At 59.1% G+C, this 14601-nt stretch carries 15 protein-coding genes; 6 read left to right on the top strand and 9 right to left on the bottom strand.

Features of this window, described 5'->3' with window-relative positions; all coding sequences use genetic code 11:
• Nucleotides 1–16: 16 nt before the first annotated feature.
• Together ACIPIN_RS19600 and gpmI are read right to left on the bottom strand one after the other, a co-directional pair.
• Nucleotides 17–1309 (bottom strand): murein hydrolase activator EnvC family protein, encoded by a 1293-nt coding sequence (locus ACIPIN_RS19600; protein ID WP_401121079.1) that lies wholly within the window; start codon nucleotides 1307–1309, stop codon nucleotides 17–19.
• A gap of 265 nt (nucleotides 1310–1574) precedes the next feature.
• Nucleotides 1575–3104, bottom strand: a complete 1530-nt coding sequence (gene gpmI, locus ACIPIN_RS19595) for a 2,3-bisphosphoglycerate-independent phosphoglycerate mutase (RefSeq protein WP_401121077.1) — start codon at nucleotides 3102–3104, stop codon at nucleotides 1575–1577.
• A gap of 152 nt (nucleotides 3105–3256) precedes the next feature.
• Here gpmI and ACIPIN_RS19590 point away from each other — a divergent pair, with 152 nt between their 5' ends.
• Genes ACIPIN_RS19590 through secB form a run of 3 tightly spaced genes read left to right on the top strand, consistent with a single transcriptional unit; the run spans nucleotide 3257 to nucleotide 4465 of the window.
• Nucleotides 3257–3670: a rhodanese-like domain-containing protein gene (locus ACIPIN_RS19590; RefSeq protein WP_401121076.1), complete on the top strand. Its 414-nt coding sequence runs from the start codon at nucleotides 3257–3259 to the stop codon at nucleotides 3668–3670.
• Nucleotide 3671: 1 nt separating this feature from the next.
• The gene (gene grxC, locus ACIPIN_RS19585; RefSeq protein WP_401121074.1) at nucleotides 3672–3926 is read left to right on the top strand and encodes a glutaredoxin 3; all 255 of its coding nucleotides are present in this window, start codon (nucleotides 3672–3674) and stop codon (nucleotides 3924–3926) included.
• Between the two features lie 56 nt (nucleotides 3927–3982).
• Nucleotides 3983–4465, top strand: coding sequence for a protein-export chaperone SecB (gene secB, locus ACIPIN_RS19580; protein ID WP_401121072.1), 483 nt, complete (start codon nucleotides 3983–3985; stop codon nucleotides 4463–4465).
• A gap of 132 nt (nucleotides 4466–4597) precedes the next feature.
• Here secB and ACIPIN_RS19575 read toward each other — a convergent pair whose 3' ends face one another.
• Complete coding sequence (locus tag ACIPIN_RS19575) at nucleotides 4598–5053, bottom strand: tRNA (cytidine(34)-2'-O)-methyltransferase (RefSeq protein WP_019691309.1); 456 nt, start codon at nucleotides 5051–5053, stop codon at nucleotides 4598–4600.
• On the opposite strand from ACIPIN_RS19575, the gene ACIPIN_RS19570 reads away from it, so the two are divergent.
• Entirely contained in the window at nucleotides 5052–5492 is a 441-nt protein-coding gene (locus ACIPIN_RS19570; protein ID WP_401121070.1) for a hypothetical protein, read from the top strand. The genes ACIPIN_RS19575 and ACIPIN_RS19570 overlap by 2 nt on opposite strands.
• Before the next feature lie 559 nt (nucleotides 5493–6051).
• On the opposite strand, the gene ntrC is transcribed toward ACIPIN_RS19570, so the two are convergent.
• The 6 genes from ntrC to glnA form a co-directional block, all read right to left on the bottom strand.
• Nucleotides 6052–7488, bottom strand: coding sequence for a nitrogen regulation protein NR(I) (ntrC, locus tag ACIPIN_RS19565; RefSeq protein WP_401121069.1), 1437 nt, complete (start codon nucleotides 7486–7488; stop codon nucleotides 6052–6054).
• On the bottom strand, nucleotides 7485–8570 hold the full coding sequence (gene glnL, locus ACIPIN_RS19560; protein WP_401121067.1) for a nitrogen regulation protein NR(II): 1086 nt from the start codon (nucleotides 8568–8570) through the stop codon (nucleotides 7485–7487). The genes ntrC and glnL overlap by 4 nt, the downstream gene beginning before the upstream one ends.
• 517 nt (nucleotides 8571–9087) lie before the next feature.
• Nucleotides 9088–9714, bottom strand: coding sequence for a DUF4124 domain-containing protein (locus ACIPIN_RS19555; protein WP_401121065.1), 627 nt, complete (start codon nucleotides 9712–9714; stop codon nucleotides 9088–9090).
• Nucleotides 9711–10214: a DUF4124 domain-containing protein gene (locus ACIPIN_RS19550; protein ID WP_401121063.1), complete on the bottom strand. Its 504-nt coding sequence runs from the start codon at nucleotides 10212–10214 to the stop codon at nucleotides 9711–9713. The genes ACIPIN_RS19555 and ACIPIN_RS19550 overlap by 4 nt, the downstream gene beginning before the upstream one ends.
• Before the next feature lie 102 nt (nucleotides 10215–10316).
• Nucleotides 10317–10880: a chorismate mutase gene (locus ACIPIN_RS19545; protein WP_401121060.1), complete on the bottom strand. Its 564-nt coding sequence runs from the start codon at nucleotides 10878–10880 to the stop codon at nucleotides 10317–10319.
• A 132-nt stretch (nucleotides 10881–11012) separates the two neighbouring features.
• Nucleotides 11013–12419 carry a glutamate--ammonia ligase gene (gene glnA / locus ACIPIN_RS19540; RefSeq protein ID WP_401121058.1) on the bottom strand — a complete coding sequence of 469 codons (1407 nt, stop codon included), beginning with the start codon at nucleotides 12417–12419 and terminating at the stop codon, nucleotides 11013–11015.
• Between the two features lie 330 nt (nucleotides 12420–12749).
• Between glnA and thiI the strand changes: the two genes are divergently transcribed.
• Complete coding sequence (gene thiI, locus ACIPIN_RS19535) at nucleotides 12750–14204, top strand: tRNA uracil 4-sulfurtransferase ThiI (protein ID WP_401121056.1); 1455 nt, start codon at nucleotides 12750–12752, stop codon at nucleotides 14202–14204.
• Nucleotides 14205–14343: 139 nt separating this feature from the next.
• On the top strand, nucleotides 14344–14601 hold a 258-nt coding region (locus ACIPIN_RS19530), incomplete at its 3' end, for a GTP-binding protein (RefSeq protein WP_401121054.1).

Below are 14601 nucleotides of genomic sequence, written 5' to 3'. Positions count from 1 at the left end.
GTAGGTGACTCAACGCCTATCCTTGCGCGCGGCACCATTGCGCGGGGTCACTCGGGTGACCCTGCTGACGAATAGCAAAATACAGCGCAGGTGTGTCCTGACCGCCACTGTTACCGACAGTGGAGATGGACTCACCGGCCTTGACCACGTCACCGGCTGCTTTAAGCAGCGTCTGGTTGTGGCCGTACAAACTCAAAAAACCATTGCCGTGGTCGAGGATCACCAGCAAACCGGCGCCGCGCAACCAGTCGGCAAACACCACGCGGCCGCCGTGTACAGCATGCACCTGGCTGCCAGCGGAAGCACTGATCATCACACCGTCCCATTTGGTTCGGGCATCATCACCACGGGTTTCACCAAAACGCGCAAGCAATCGACCATCAACAGGCCAGGGAAGTTTTCCGCGGGCTGAAGCAAAAGGTCCGCCGAAGGACTCGCCTGCACTTGAAACCAGTGCGCCGGGTGTCGACTTGGCGGGTTTGCGTGGGGCATCAGTGGCTTCAGCCTGGGCCTGAGCCTCACGTAAACGCTTTTTTTCGGCTTCCTGCTGGGCGATCAGCGCTTTTTGTCGCGCTTCTTCCGCCTCACGGGCCTGGCGGGCCAGGGTTTCTTCGATGGTTTTGAGTACTTTAGACAGGTCGGCCTGATCCTGCTCGCGGGCTTGCAGCTTCTGGTCGCGGGCTTTCACGTCGTCATTGAGCTTGGCCAGGACTTGCTGACGCTCCTTGCGGACTTTATCGAGTTCATCGCGCTGGCTGTCTAGGCTGCTTTTCTGTACCAGCAATTGGGCTTGTTGCAGGGCGATGTCCTGCTCGACGTTGGCCAGTTGGCGCAGGGTTTCGTTGAAACTCTTCAACTGCTCCAGGCGCGCCTGGCTCAGGTAGTCGTAATAGGTAATGGTGCGGGCGAATTTTTCCGGGTTTTGCTGGTTGAGCAGCAGCTTCAGGTATTCCTGACGGCCGTTCTGATAGGCCGCGCGGGCCTGAATGGCAATCAGTCGTTGCTGTTCAATGCGCGCGCTCTGAAGTTTTTTTTTCTCACCATCGAGTCGCTGTATCTCGGATTCGCTTTTCTTCAGCTCTTTTTGCAGGGCATCGACCTGCTTCTCGAGCTTGCCCATCTCGGTCTCGGTGCCTTTGAGCTCCTTTTGCACACCGGACTTTTCTTCCTGCAACTTGCCCAGCAGCTTTTTCAGCTCGGCAATATCCTGACGCGTGGCGTCCAACTGTTGTTGGGTTTGCGCGCGCTCATCGGCAAACGCCGGATGGAGCAGGCAGGTCAGGGCAAGGGCAATCAGGGCGCGGAGCATAGAGGCGGGCGACACCAAGGGAAAAAAGACAGCCTAGTATGCCCGCCAAGCGTTGCAAAAAAAACGTCCATTTCGGGCTGCTTGATAACTGGAGTAGAGGGCGAGGATTTGAAGGCAGGTTTTGTTTCTTGAAAACACCACAAACCACTGTGGGAGCGAGCTTGCTCGCGATGGCGTCTAAACATTCAACATTGATGTTGGCTGTCAGATTGCTATCGCGAGCAAGCTCGCTCCCACAGGGTTTAGTGGTGTTTGAGGGATGTAATCAGACCAGAATCGAAGTGCCGGTCATCTCTGCAGGCTTCGCAAGCCCCAGCAGCTTGAGCATGGTCGGCGCCACGTCTGCCAGCACGCCGCCTTCACGGACCTTGAGGTCTCGTTTGCCGAAGTAGATGAACGGTACCGGTTCGGTGGTGTGGGCGGTGTGCGCCTGACCGGTGGATTCGTCGGACATTTGCTCGACGTTGCCGTGGTCGGCGGTGATCAGCGCTTCGCCGCCGACTTTTTCCAGGGCCTCGACGATGCGGCCGACGCACAGATCCAGGCATTCAACGGCCTTCACCGCGGCATCGAATACGCCGCTGTGGCCGACCATGTCGCCGTTTGCGTAGTTGACCACGATCACGTCGTAGCGCTGGTTTTCGATAGCGTCGACGATCTTGTCGGTGACTTCCGGTGCGCTCATTTCTGGCTGCAAGTCATAGGTTGCGACTTTCGGCGACGGGATCAGGATGCGCTCTTCGCCCGGAAATGGTTCTTCGCGACCACCGGAGAAGAAGAAGGTCACGTGGGCGTATTTTTCGGTTTCGGCGATGCGCAGCTGGGTTTTGCCATTTTTCGCCAAATAGTCGCCCAGCACGTTTTCCAGGCTGCCCGGCGCAAAGGCCGACGGTGCAGGAATGCTGCCCGCGTATTGAGTCAGCATGACAAAACCGGCCAGTTTCGGCTGGCGAGCGCGCTCGAAGTCCTTGAAACCGTCTTCGACGAATACCCGGGTCAGCTCGCGGGCGCGGTCGGCGCGGAAGTTCATGAACACCACGGTGTCGCCGTCTTCGACCTTGACGGGCTCACCGATGGTGGTGGCTTTGACGAATTCGTCGCTCTCGCCACGCTCGTATGCCGCTTGCAGGCCTTGCTGGGCGGTGGTGGCGTTGAATTCGCCGTTACCGTCAACGATCAGGTTGTAGGCCTGGGACACGCGATCCCAGCGGTTGTCGCGGTCCATGGCGAAGTAACGGCCAATGATGCTGGCGATCCGGCCTTTGCCCAGAGTCTTGAAGGCTTCATCCAACAGCTCTATCGACGACTGTGCGCTTTTTGGCGGCGTGTCGCGGCCGTCGAGGAAGGCGTGCAGGTAAATCTTCTCGGCGCCGCGCTTGAAGGCCAGTTCGGCCATGGCGATCAGGTGATCCTGGTGGCTGTGTACGCCGCCTTCGGACAGCAGGCCCATGAAGTGCACGGCTTTGCCGGCAGCAACGGCTTTATCCACCGCGGCGCAGATGGTCGGGTTCTCGAAGAATTCACCATCGCGGATCGCTTTGGTCACGCGGGTGAAGTCCTGATACACCACGCGGCCTGCGCCGAGGTTCATGTGGCCGACTTCCGAGTTGCCCATTTGCCCGTCCGGCAGGCCGACGTCCATGCCCGAGCCAGAGATCAGGCCGTTCGGTACGGTGGCGTACAAACGGTCGAGGACCGGCTTTTTGGCCGCGAACACGGCGTTGGATTCCTGGCTTTCACTGTGACCGAAGCCGTCGAGAATAATCAGGACCAAAGGTTTAGGCGTGGTAGTCATGGATTCCACTCTGGCTTAAGTTAAAAGAGGCGATGGAAAAAGGGAGTGGCAGTTTAAAGCGAAGTTCCGACGGCGTCACCGCCGGACGGGGTTTGGCCCACCATAGTGGCTGTGTATACTGGCCGACATTTTAACGCCCTGGAACCTCCTTGATGGTTGCTCACCTGATTGAATTTGCCACTAACCACTATCTGCTCGTCGGTATCTTCGTCGTATTGCTGGCGTTGTTGATCGCCCGCGAGATGAGCCGCGGCGGCCGCAGCCTCAGCACCGCTGAGCTGACCGCGCTGGTCAACAAGGACGAGGGCGTAGTCGTCGATATCCGTACCAGCAAGGATTTCGCCGCCGGTCACATCGTTGGCGCGCTGAACATTCCGCAGGACAAACTGACCGCTCGCGTTGGCGAACTGGAAAAGCACAAGGCCAAGACCATCATTCTGGTCGACGCCCTGGGCCAGCACTCCGGCACTCACGCTCGCGAGCTGCTGAAGTCCGGTTTCACTGCAGCCAAGCTGTCCGGCGGGATCTCCAGCTGGAAAGCCGACAACCTGCCGCTGGTGAAGTGATATGAAAAACGTCGTCGTCTATTCCAGCGATTACTGCCCCTTCTGCTCGCGAGCCAAGTACCTGCTCGAGAACAAAGGCGTAGCCTTCGAAGAGATCAAGGTCGATGGCAAGCCGCAGGTGCGTGCCGAGATGGCCCAGAAGGCTGGACGTACGTCCGTGCCGCAGATCTGGATCGGCAGCACCCACGTGGGTGGTTGTGATGATTTGTTTGCCCTGGACCGCGCCGGCAAGCTCGACGCGCTGCTTAGGGCCTGACTAAACCCTTAAGATCAGCAAACCCTACAAGACCCCAAGATCAGAAAGGATCTGAGATGACTGACCAACAGAACACTGCTGTTAACGAAGAAGAAACTGCACCGCAATTCTCTTTGCAGCGCATTTACGTGCGTGACCTGTCGTTCGAAGCTCCGAAAAGCCCGGCGATCTTCCGCCAGCAGTGGGAGCCGAGCGTTGGTCTGGACCTGAACACCCGTCAGAAAGCACTGGAAAATGACTTCCACGAAGTCGTGCTGACCCTGTCGGTTACCGTGAAGAACGGTGACGAAGTGGCGTTCATCGCTGAAGTTCAGCAGGCCGGTATCTTCCTGATCAAAAACCTCGACGAAGCCTCGATGAGCCACACCCTCGGTGCTTTCTGCCCGAACATCCTGTTCCCGTACGCTCGCGAAGCCCTGGACAGCCTGGTGACCCGTGGTTCGTTCCCGGCCCTGATGCTGGCACCGGTGAACTTCGACGCACTGTACGCGCAAGAACTGCAACGCATGCAGCAAGACGGCGCACAGACCGTTCAGTAAGCGTTCCTGAACGTCGAAGCAAGTCCAATGTGGGTGCGGGCTTGCTCGCGAAAGCGGTATATCAGTCAACATTAATGTTGAAGCTGATGTCCCCTTCGCGAGCAAGCCCGCTCCCACATTAGTTATGGGGTGTTATTTAAAGCCGAGCTGGCGCCAGCCTTCGTACACGGCCACCGCCACGGTGTTGGACAGGTTCAGGCTGCGGCAGCCTTCGCGCATCGGCAGGCGCAGGCGCTGTTCGGCGGGCAGGGCGTCCAGCACCTCGGCTGGCAGGCCACGGCTTTCCGGACCGAACAGGAAGGCATCACCCTCAGCGAAGCTGGCGTCGTGGAACGGCCGCGAGCCCTTGGTGGTGAAGGCGAACAAGCGCGGATGGCCAAGGCTTTCCAGACAGCTGGCAAGGTCGGCATGGCGCTGCAAAGTGGCATACTCGTGGTAATCGAGGCCGGCCCGGCGCAGGCGCTTGTCGTCCATCTCGAAACCCAGCGGCTCGATCAAATGCAGGTGGCAGCCACTGTTGGCGCACAGCCTGATAACGTTGCCGGTATTCGGCGGAATTTCTGGTTGAAAAAGGATGACGTGAAACATGCACGGCTCCGAAGGTAAAGATGGGCGGCATTCTACGCCTGAAGTGGACCCGCGACCGAAGCTATTCCCTCGGGTGATGGCCTCGTTGGCGATTGTCGGTGTCATGGTCGGGATGATGATCGGTCGTCTGACCACGCCCGACCCCACCGAGTTGCAGCAGGTTGAGGTCGAGCCGGATGGTTTGGTGGTGTGGTTCAACAACGAACCGAAGACCCACGGCGAATTCATCGACGGCAGTGTCGCGTTGCTGTTCGAGGCCGAAGGCAAGGCGCAGAACGGCCAGTTGAAGCTTAACGACAAGGACGTGAACTGGCGGGTGCGTTTGAGTGATAAGGGCTTGTTGCTGACGCTGGTGGCGGCCCGCCCCCTGAAGGGTGAATGGGCTGGTAGCGAGGTCAATGACCGCTGGCGGTTGGAGATCCATCTCCAGGAGCAATAAAAGAGGGAATCCCCGGCCTGCCTGTACCAAGGTTCCCCAAAACGGGAGGGGGTTGCGCGTTGCGTCGCAAGCCCCGGTGTAAAGAGGGAATCCCCGGCCTGCCTGTACCAAGGACCCCAAAACGGGAAGGGGTTCGTCGCGGTCTGCGTGATGAACCCCGGATGTAAAGAGGGGAATCCCCGGCCTGCCTGTACCAAGGTCCCCGAAACTGGGTAGTGAATCGAATCACTGATTGGACTATTGCAGGGCGCGTGCCAGGTTTTGAAAAGTCGCAACAAATAGCCCGCGAGCAGCGCTGAAAGCCCCGTGATTCGGGGCTTTGGCGTTTTTGTAGAATGGGTTTTCGTGTTGCTGGAGGCGGGATTTTGCTTCCCGTGGGATGCGCGATTGCGGTTCACGGTGCATTGCGGCGGTGCACGCAGCCCGCAAAAGCATCGCGAGCAGGCTCGCTCCCACAGTGGATTTTCGATGTTTCACAATTGTGTAAACACCATTGAACCCTGTGGGAGCGAGCCTGCTCGCGATTGGATCTAACGGTCAGTGATGATTTAAAGGTTGTTTAACCCTCATCCCCTTCATCGTCATCCCCGCCATCGACCTTCATCCCCAGCTCCTTGATCTTGCGGGTCAAGGTGTTGCGGCCCCAGCCCAGTAGCACGGCAGCGTCGCGGCGGCGGCCGGCGGTGTGTTTGAGGGCGGTTTCGATCATGATCCGCTCGAAGCTCGGTACCGCGCTGTCGAGCAGGCTCGACTGACCGCGCGCCAATGCCTGGTCGGCCCACTGGCGCAGCGCTTGCTCCCAGTTGGTCACCGGCGCCGAGTCCTGCGGCAGGCTCAGCAGCTCTGGTGGCAGGTCGCTGATGTGCACTTCGCGACCCGAAGCCATCACCGTGATCCAGCGGCAGGTGTTTTCCAGCTGACGCACGTTGCCTGGCCACGGCAGGTTCTTCAGGTATTCCTCGGTTTCGCTTTTCAGCAGCTTCGGTTCCACCGCCAGTTCTTGCGCGGCGCGGGCGAGGAAGTGCTTGGCCAGGGTCGGAATGTCTTCGCGACGGTCCGACAGGCGTGGAATGTGGATGCGGATCACGTTCAGACGATGGAACAGGTCTTCACGGAATTTCCCGGCGTGCACCAGGGTTTCCAGGTTCTGGTGAGTCGCGGCGATGATTCGCACATCGACCTTGACCGGAACATGACCGCCAACGCGATAGAACTCGCCATCGGCCAATACCCGCAGCAAGCGAGTCTGAGTGTCAGCCGGCATGTCGCCGATTTCATCGAGGAACAGTGTGCCGCCGTCGGCCTGTTCAAACCGCCCGCGCCGAAGGTTGGCCGCGCCGGTGAACGCGCCTTTTTCGTGACCGAACAGCTCGGACTCCATCAGGTCCTTGGGGATCGCCGCCATGTTCAGCGCAATGAACGGCGAGGCTGCTCGCGGGCTGTGGCGGTGCAGAGCGTGGGCTACCAGTTCTTTACCGGTACCCGATTCGCCGTTGATCAGCACGGTGATGTTGGAGTGGCTCAAGCGCCCGATGGCGCGAAACACTTCCTGCATCGCCGGAGCTTCACCGATGATTTCCGGGGTGCGGGTCAGGACGGGCGCAACTTCCAGGCCTTGCTGTTCCTGGGCGTGCTGGTTGGCGCGCTTGACCAGAGACACCGCTTCATCGACGTCGAACGGCTTGGGCAGATACTCGAAGGCACCGCCCTGATAGGACGCGACAGCGCTGTCCAGGTCGGAGTGCGCCGTCATGATGATCACTGGCAGCCGAGGGTGTTGCTCGCGAATCCGTGCCAGCAGGTCCAGACCGCTGGTGCCGGGCATGCGGATGTCGGAGATGATCACGTCCGGCTGCTGGCGCGCCAGGCGGCTCATCACGCCATCGGCGCTGTCGAAGCTTTGCGTGGTCATACCTTCCTGTTGCAAGGCTTTTTCCAGGACCCAACGGATAGAACGGTCGTCATCGACGATCCACACGGTTTCACTACGGCTCATGTCGATGTGGCTCCTTGTTCCAGTGGCAGAAAGATCGAGAACGTGGTGTGGCCTGGATGGCTGTCACATTCGATCAGGCCCTGGTGCTGGCTGATGATGTTCTGGGTAATGGCCAGACCGAGCCCGGTACCGTCCGGGCGGCCGCTGACCATGGGAAAGAAGATGGTTTCTTGCAGGTCCGCAGGAATCCCCGGGCCGTTGTCGATGATTTCGAGTTTGGTCACCAGGCGATGGCGCACATGGCCGATGGTGAACTGACGCATGGCGCGTGAACGCAATGTGATGCGGCCCAGACGCAGTTCGTTCTGGCTGCTGATGGCCTGCATCGCATTGCGCACGATGTTCAGTACGGCCTGGATCATTTGTTCGCGGTCGATCAATACGTCCGGAATGCTCGGGTCGTAGTCGCGCACCAAAGTGATGCAGCCTTGGCTTTCGGCTTCCACCAACTGGCAGACGCGCTCGAGCACTTCGTGGACGTTGCACATTGCCAGCGACGGCAGCTTGTTCGAGCCGAGCATGCGATCGACCAGGTTACGCAGGCGATCCGCTTCCTCGATGATGACGTTGGTGTAGTCCTTGAGGCTTTCTTCCGGCAGCTCGCGGGCCAGCAGTTGGGCCGCGCCACGAATCCCGCCCAGCGGGTTCTTGATCTCGTGAGCGAGGCCGCGCACCAGCATCTTGCTGGTTTCCTGCTTGGACAGCTGCGCTTCCTCTTTGGTGATGCGCAACAAGCGGTCGCGTGGGTGCACTTCAAGCAGCAGCATCGTGTCGCCATTGCTCAGGATCGGCGTCACCGCGTAGTCGACGGTCAGGGTCTGGCCGGTCAGGGCGGTGAGCATCGCTTCGCGCTTGGTGAATGGGTGCGCCTGCTCGACGGCCTGGCGCAAGGAGTTCAGGGCTTCGGTCGACTCGGTAAACAGCTCGCTGATGAATTGCCCATGGCTGCGCTGGCCGCTGATGGCCAGAAGCATTTCAGCCGCGGGATTCATGTACTCAAGGCGCAGTTCGGCGTCGAGCAGAATGGTGGCGGTGGTCAGGTTGTCGAGTAACAAGCGGTGCAGTGCGTCGCTGATGGTCATGTTAGGGCGTGCTCACCGTAAATGGCGGATCGCGTTGGCGCTGTGATCGCGCCAGGCAAGGCGTGGGACGCAGAGAATGGCTTCCCCTTCTCAAGTCCCACAACACAGCATGGCGCGATCACAGCGCCAACCCGAAGGGCAGCGCCCCACGAGGCGCAATCCGTCGTTATTCGTCGTTCATTTGGAGCAATCAAACCTCACTCCTCATGCCTAGTCTTGCGCCTCGTGGGGCGCTGCGCGACCGTCATTTACGGTGAGCACGCCCTATTCTCTTTTGGAGCAGGGCAACCCAGGGCCGATCCCGGATTGCGCGCGCGGGTAAAGCGCTGATGCGGAGGAAAATGCAAAAACCAAACCAAGGCTCCGAAAAGAAGCGTTCAGGCCCTGAAACAGGCGATTGACGCTCGTTTGCGCGGCGTTCTGCCAGCGTTCGCGGGTACTTTCGAACCAAAATGGGTTGGAATATGGGTAGGGTGCAGCTCATTGCACCAATATAGTGCGCAAACCTGAACGACGTTTAGAAGAAAGAAAAAATCCCGACTTTTTCTTCTTCAGGCTTGTCTGCGAGTGGGCATTCCGGACGCCGACCGTAATCGGTGAGGGTGCAGGGTTTGACCTGACGCTTCTGCGCCAGAGAGATGCGCAGCATGTGGAATGGCTGATTCGCCGTGCGTTCGACGAGCCGCCCGTGTTCGTCGAGGATTTCCACCGCCAGTTGATGGGTGCCGCGATCAACATTGCTTAAGGCGAACACCGGGCTCGAGCCAGGATCGGCGGTCGGTTGGCCGTCCAGTAACAGCCGATAGCGATGACCACGTTGCAGAGTGGGTTCGTTGGTGACACTGACGATCAGTTCGCCCGCGCTGCTGCGTACCGACGCGTCCGGCTCCGGTACGAGTACGCGAAGCATATCGTAGTGAAACAGTGGTTTTTCGTCAGGCTTCTTTGTGGCCACTTGCGGTATTGCGCCGCCGGGATTGGCGGACATGCGATTGCCCGGTGCCAGTGTTACTCGCTTGGCGTTACCAGGGCGCGGCTGATCGGTGAAGACCCGATTGCCTTGGGCGTCGACGTAGGTGTAGACCTCGGCCAGCGCTGGCAAAGTGATCAGCCATACGCACGTGACGCCTATCCAGCGCCTCACGGAGTGTGGACCCGCTGCACGGTGAAGGTGACGGTCGGGCTCTGCTGCACGAGGCTTTCTCCGGCGAGCACCTGCACCGCGAGGTTGTGTTCGCCGCGATCGATGTTCACCAACTGCAGGTGCGGCACGTTGCTCGGCTGGCCATACGGTTGACCGTCCAGCAGCAATCGAAACAGATGCGACCCTTGCAGGCGCGGCTGAATTTGTACGCCAACGGTGAAGGTGCCGTTGTTGGCGCGCAGGGCTTCATCGTTGGGCAGGCCGGTCAGCTCCAGTACCGAATAGGCGGAGATTTTGTCAGCGCGTGGGGTCGTTTGCTCAGGCGCTATCGGCGGTTGGCGTTCGACACTGTTGAGTGGCGGCAACTCGACGGCCTGGCTCTTCACGCCATCGGGCGGCTGATTGCTGTAGGCGGTATTGCCGCTGGCGTCGGTGTACCGGTAGATCTGCGCGGTGGCGGGCAGGGCGATCAGCGCCAGCAGGCATAACAATGAGCGCATTACAGGCTTTCCATTTGCCGTTGAGCAGGTGTCCCGCCGTGTTCCATTCCTGGCGACCAAGCGCTGAGCATAGAGCACATCAGCGCGTGTCGGCAGGCAGGTTCAGCGGCTGACGCTGCACAGCTCGGCGGTGGCGCGTATCAGCGCAAGCTCACGCAGCGGCACTTGGGCCGCGGCTTTATTGGCCTTGGCCAGCCATAACGGGCAGTGTGGGTCTTTACGATACGGGGTGAAATCGGCCAATTGTTGCAGCAGGCGTTTTTGTAACAGGTCGAGTTGCGGGCGGATCAGGCCATCGAGGTCAGGGCGAGGGTCGTTGGGGGCTTTGCCTTGTGCGTGCCAGTCGGACAAATGCGCGTACTGCACCAGTTTGTTGGCTTCGATCTGCGCCGAGAAGAACTGCTCGACGGCTTCATTGCTCAATTTATAGTAGGGTGCGTCGGCGATGGCACCGGCAATGACGTCGTGCTCCCGTTGGCGATCCTCGACAGGCTTGCCGCTGTCCCACTTGCTCAGTGCGACCTTGTCGGCAATCGTCAGGCGCTCCTGGATGGTGCTGAGCAGCGGGGCGAGAGCAGCGGGTGCCGGGGCAGGGGGCGGGGTGGCAGCGCAGGCGATGTTGGCAAACAGGGCGGTGAGCAGTGCAAGGCACAAAGGTAGGCGCATGGGGTGTCTCGTCTTCATTCCGTGGAGGAGCATGATGCCTATAACAGTAGGCCCGATGACAAGTGTTCGCCCACAAAAAAGGCCTCCGAAGAGGCCTTTTCACGTTACGCCGCTTGCGCGAGCGCTACTGGATCAGCAGCTGTAGTACAGCTCGTATTCCAGTGGGTGTACGAAGGTGCGTACTTTGATTTCTTCTTCGCTTTTCAGGGCGATGTAAGCGTCGATGAAGTCGTCGCTGAAAACGCCGCCTTTGGTCAGGAACGCACGACCTTTGTCCAGCTCTTCCAGGGCTTCTTTCAGGCTGCCGCAAACTTGTGGGATCTCTTTCGCCTCTTCAGGCGGCAGGTCGTACAGGTTTTTGTCAGCTGCGTCGCCAGGGTGGATCTTGTTCTGGATGCCGTCCAGGCCAGCCATCAACAGGGCAGCGAAGCCCAGGTACGGGTTGGCTGCTGGATCCGGGAAGCGTGCTTCGATACGGCGAGCGCGAGGGCTCGACACGTAAGGAATACGGATCGAAGCGGAACGGTTGCGAGCCGAGTAGGCCAGCATTACTGGAGCTTCGAAACCTGGGACCAGACGCTTGTAGGAGTTGGTCGACGGGTTGGTGAAGCCGTTCAGGGCCTTACCGTGCTTGATGATGCCGCCGATGAAGTACAGAGCGGTGTCGGACAGGCCGGCATAACCTTCGCCAGCGAAGGTGTTCTTGCCATCTTTAGCGATGGACAGGTGAACGTGCATACCCGAACCGTTGTCGCCGTAGAGTGGCTTAGGCATGAAGGTCGCGGTGCGGCCGTAGGCGTCAGCCACGTTGTGTACGCAGTACTTCAGGGTCTGAACTTCGTCAGCCTTGGCTACCAGGGTGTTGAACTTGACGCCGATTTCGTTCTGGCCGGCAGTCGCCACTTCGTGGTGGTGAACTTCGATGATCAGGCCCATTTCTTCCATGGCGTTGCACATGGAGGTACGGATTTCGTGGTCGTGGTCGAACGGCGGAACCGGGAAGTAGCCGCCTTTGACGCCTGGACGGTGGCCTTTGTTACCGCCTTCCACGTCCTGGTCGGACATCCACGAACCTTGTTCGGAGTAGATCTTGAACATGGAACCGGAGATGTCGGACTTGAACTTCACTTCGTCGAAGATGAAGAACTCGGGCTCTGGACCGACGAAAACGGTGTCGCCGATACCTGTGGACTTCAGGTATTCCTCGGCGCGCTTGGCGATGGCACGTGGGTCACGGTCATAGCCTTGCATGGTCGAAGGTTCGATCACGTCGCAAACCAGGATCAGGGTCGGCTCTTCGGTGAACGGGTCGAGGACGGCAGTGGTGTCGTCCGGCATCAGGATCATGTCGGAGGCTTCGATGCCCTTCCAGCCAGCGATGGAGGAGCCGTCGAACATTTTGCCTTCTTCGAAGAAGGCTTCATCCAGCGCATCACGGGCCGGCATGGTCACGTGGTGCTGAGTGCCTTTGGTATCAGTGAAGCGCAGATCAATCCATTTGACGTCATGATCTTTGATGAGTTGAACCGACTTCGACATAGTGTCCTCCGGGTGGCTTCGGGCGAGTGTAGGAGTGCCCTTAGAATGTGGGTGATGCCGGCGCGAATACTCTGCCAAGGCAACCTGCCTCACAAGGGAGCAAATTGCATGCCAGTGCCCCGACTTGGGTTTTCTGCCCCAATATCACGCTTACAAAGGTGTAAAGCGCTTTAAAACGGAAAATCTCGCCCTTTAATGTAGCGCTCAATTTCGCAAATGACCTGTTTTGGTGCGTCGAAAACCTTCTGCACATTAACTGGTTAAACCTTGAGCAATTTCCGCTATAATCCGCGCCCCCCTTTTTCGGCTGGCCCTGCGCGCGCTGTTTTCATGAAACTAATCGTAAAAGTCTTCCCCGAGATCACCATCAAGAGCCGCCCGGTACGGATGCGTTTCATCCGTCAATTGGCCAAAAACATCCGTACCGTGCTCCGCGATCTGGACCCGGCCGTGGTGGTGAACGGCGTGTGGGACAACCTCGAGCTGGAAACGCACGTCAGTGACCCCAAAGCCTTGAAGGACATGACCGAGCGCCTGAGCTGCATGCCGGGCATCGCGCATTTCCTGCAGGTCGACGAGTACCCGTTGGGCGACTTCGACGACATCGTCGCCAAGTGCAAACAGCACTTCGGTGAGTCGCTGGCCGGGAAGATCTTTTCGGTGCGCTGCAAGCGTGCCGGCAAGCACGAATTCAGCTCGATGGACGTCGAAAAATACGTCGGCAGCCAACTGCGTCGTCAGTGCGGCGCCGCCGGAATTTCGCTCAAAAACCCGGAAATCGAAGTTCGCATCGAAATTCGCGACCAACGGTTGTTTGTGATTCACAGCCAGCACAACAGCATCGGTGGTTATCCGCTGGGCGCGCTGGAACAGACCCTGGTGCTTATGTCCGGCGGTTTCGATTCCACCGTCGCGGCTTACCAGATCATGCGCCGCGGGCTGATGAGCCATTTCTGCTTCTTCAATCTCGGCGGGCGTGCCCACGAATTGGGCGTGATGGAAGTCGCGCACTTCATCTGGAAGAAGTACGGCAGCTCCCAACGCGTGTTATTTGTCAGTGTGCCGTTCGAGGAAGTGCTGGGAGAAATTCTCGGCAAAGTCGATAACAGTCATATGGGCGTAGTATTGAAGCGTATGATGTTGCGCGCTGCGTCCCGGATCGCTGATCGGCTGGACATCGAGGCGCTGGTCACCGGCGAAGCGATTTCCCAGGTTTCCAGCCAGACGCTGCCGAACCTGTCCGTGATCGACTGCGTGACCGACAAGCTGGTGCTGCGCCCGCTGATCGCCAGTCACAAGCAGGACATCATCGACCTGGCCAACGAAATCGGCACCGCCGATTTCGCCAAGCACATGCCGGAGTACTGCGGGGTCATTTCGGTGAACCCCAAGACCCACGCCAAGCGTCCGCGCGTGGAGCATGAAGAGAAAGAATTCGATATGGCAGTGCTCGAGCGTGCGCTCGAGAACGCCAAACTGGTGCCGATCGATCGGGTGATCGACGAATTGGGCCAGGATGTGCAGGTTGAAGAAGTCAGTGAAGCGCTGGCCGGTCAGATCATCATCGACATCCGTCACCCGGATGCCGCCGAAGACGATCCGCTTGAGCTTGCTGGCATCGAGGTACAAGCGATGCCGTTTTATGCTCTGAACGCTCGTTTCAAGGAACTGGACCCTACTCGCCAGTACCTGTTGTATTGCGACAAAGGCGTGATGAGTCGCCTGCATGCCCACCATTTGCTCAGTGAGGGGCATGCCAATGTGCGCGTTTATCGACCGAGCTAAGAGCCCGGGGCTGTTTGCCTGTGGCCTGCGTCACCGGCCCCCCGACGCCGCCGTCAAGCTGTAACGGCAAGGCCTGACTCTATTGTAAATCGCTGCCAAGACTTGTCAGCACACCGAATCCTCTGATCGAGATACACAAGTGATCGAAAATCTACGCAACATCGCCATCATTGCTCACGTTGACCATGGTAAAACCACCCTGGTAGACAAGCTCTTGCGTCAATCCGGGACCCTGGAGCGCAACGAGGTCAACGACGAGCGCGTGATGGACTCCAACGACCAGGAGAAAGAGCGCGGTATTACCATTCTGGCGAAAAACACCGCCAGCAACTGGACCGGCTACCCCATCACCATCGTGGACACCCCGGGCCACGGCGACTTCGGCGGTGAAGTTGAA

The organism is Pseudomonas sp. NPDC087697, assembly GCF_044743155.1.
In the GTDB taxonomy this organism is placed as follows: domain Bacteria; phylum Pseudomonadota; class Gammaproteobacteria; order Pseudomonadales; family Pseudomonadaceae; genus Aquipseudomonas.
This window is presented reverse-complemented; position numbering and strand designations above follow the sequence as displayed.

Coding starts and splice junctions, on each gene's coding strand:
- ACIPIN_RS19575 (WP_019691309.1), bottom strand. CDS start 5,053: ATGTTTCACGTCATCCTTTTTCAACCAGAAATTCCGCCGAATACCGGC.
- ACIPIN_RS19600 (WP_401121079.1), bottom strand. CDS start 1,309: ATGCTCCGCGCCCTGATTGCCCTTGCCCTGACCTGCCTGCTCCATCCG.
- ntrC (WP_401121069.1), bottom strand. CDS start 7,488: ATGAGCCGTAGTGAAACCGTGTGGATCGTCGATGACGACCGTTCTATC.
- glnA (WP_401121058.1), bottom strand. CDS start 12,419: ATGTCGAAGTCGGTTCAACTCATCAAAGATCATGACGTCAAATGGATT.
- grxC (WP_401121074.1), top strand. CDS start 3,672: ATGAAAAACGTCGTCGTCTATTCCAGCGATTACTGCCCCTTCTGCTCG.
- ACIPIN_RS19545 (WP_401121060.1), bottom strand. CDS start 10,880: ATGCGCCTACCTTTGTGCCTTGCACTGCTCACCGCCCTGTTTGCCAAC.
- thiI (WP_401121056.1), top strand. CDS start 12,750: ATGAAACTAATCGTAAAAGTCTTCCCCGAGATCACCATCAAGAGCCGC.
- gpmI (WP_401121077.1), bottom strand. CDS start 3,104: ATGACTACCACGCCTAAACCTTTGGTCCTGATTATTCTCGACGGCTTC.
- secB (WP_401121072.1), top strand. CDS start 3,983: ATGACTGACCAACAGAACACTGCTGTTAACGAAGAAGAAACTGCACCG.
- ACIPIN_RS19590 (WP_401121076.1), top strand. CDS start 3,257: ATGGTTGCTCACCTGATTGAATTTGCCACTAACCACTATCTGCTCGTC.
- ACIPIN_RS19550 (WP_401121063.1), bottom strand. CDS start 10,214: ATGCGCTCATTGTTATGCCTGCTGGCGCTGATCGCCCTGCCCGCCACC.
- glnL (WP_401121067.1), bottom strand. CDS start 8,570: ATGACCATCAGCGACGCACTGCACCGCTTGTTACTCGACAACCTGACC.
- ACIPIN_RS19570 (WP_401121070.1), top strand. CDS start 5,052: ATGCACGGCTCCGAAGGTAAAGATGGGCGGCATTCTACGCCTGAAGTG.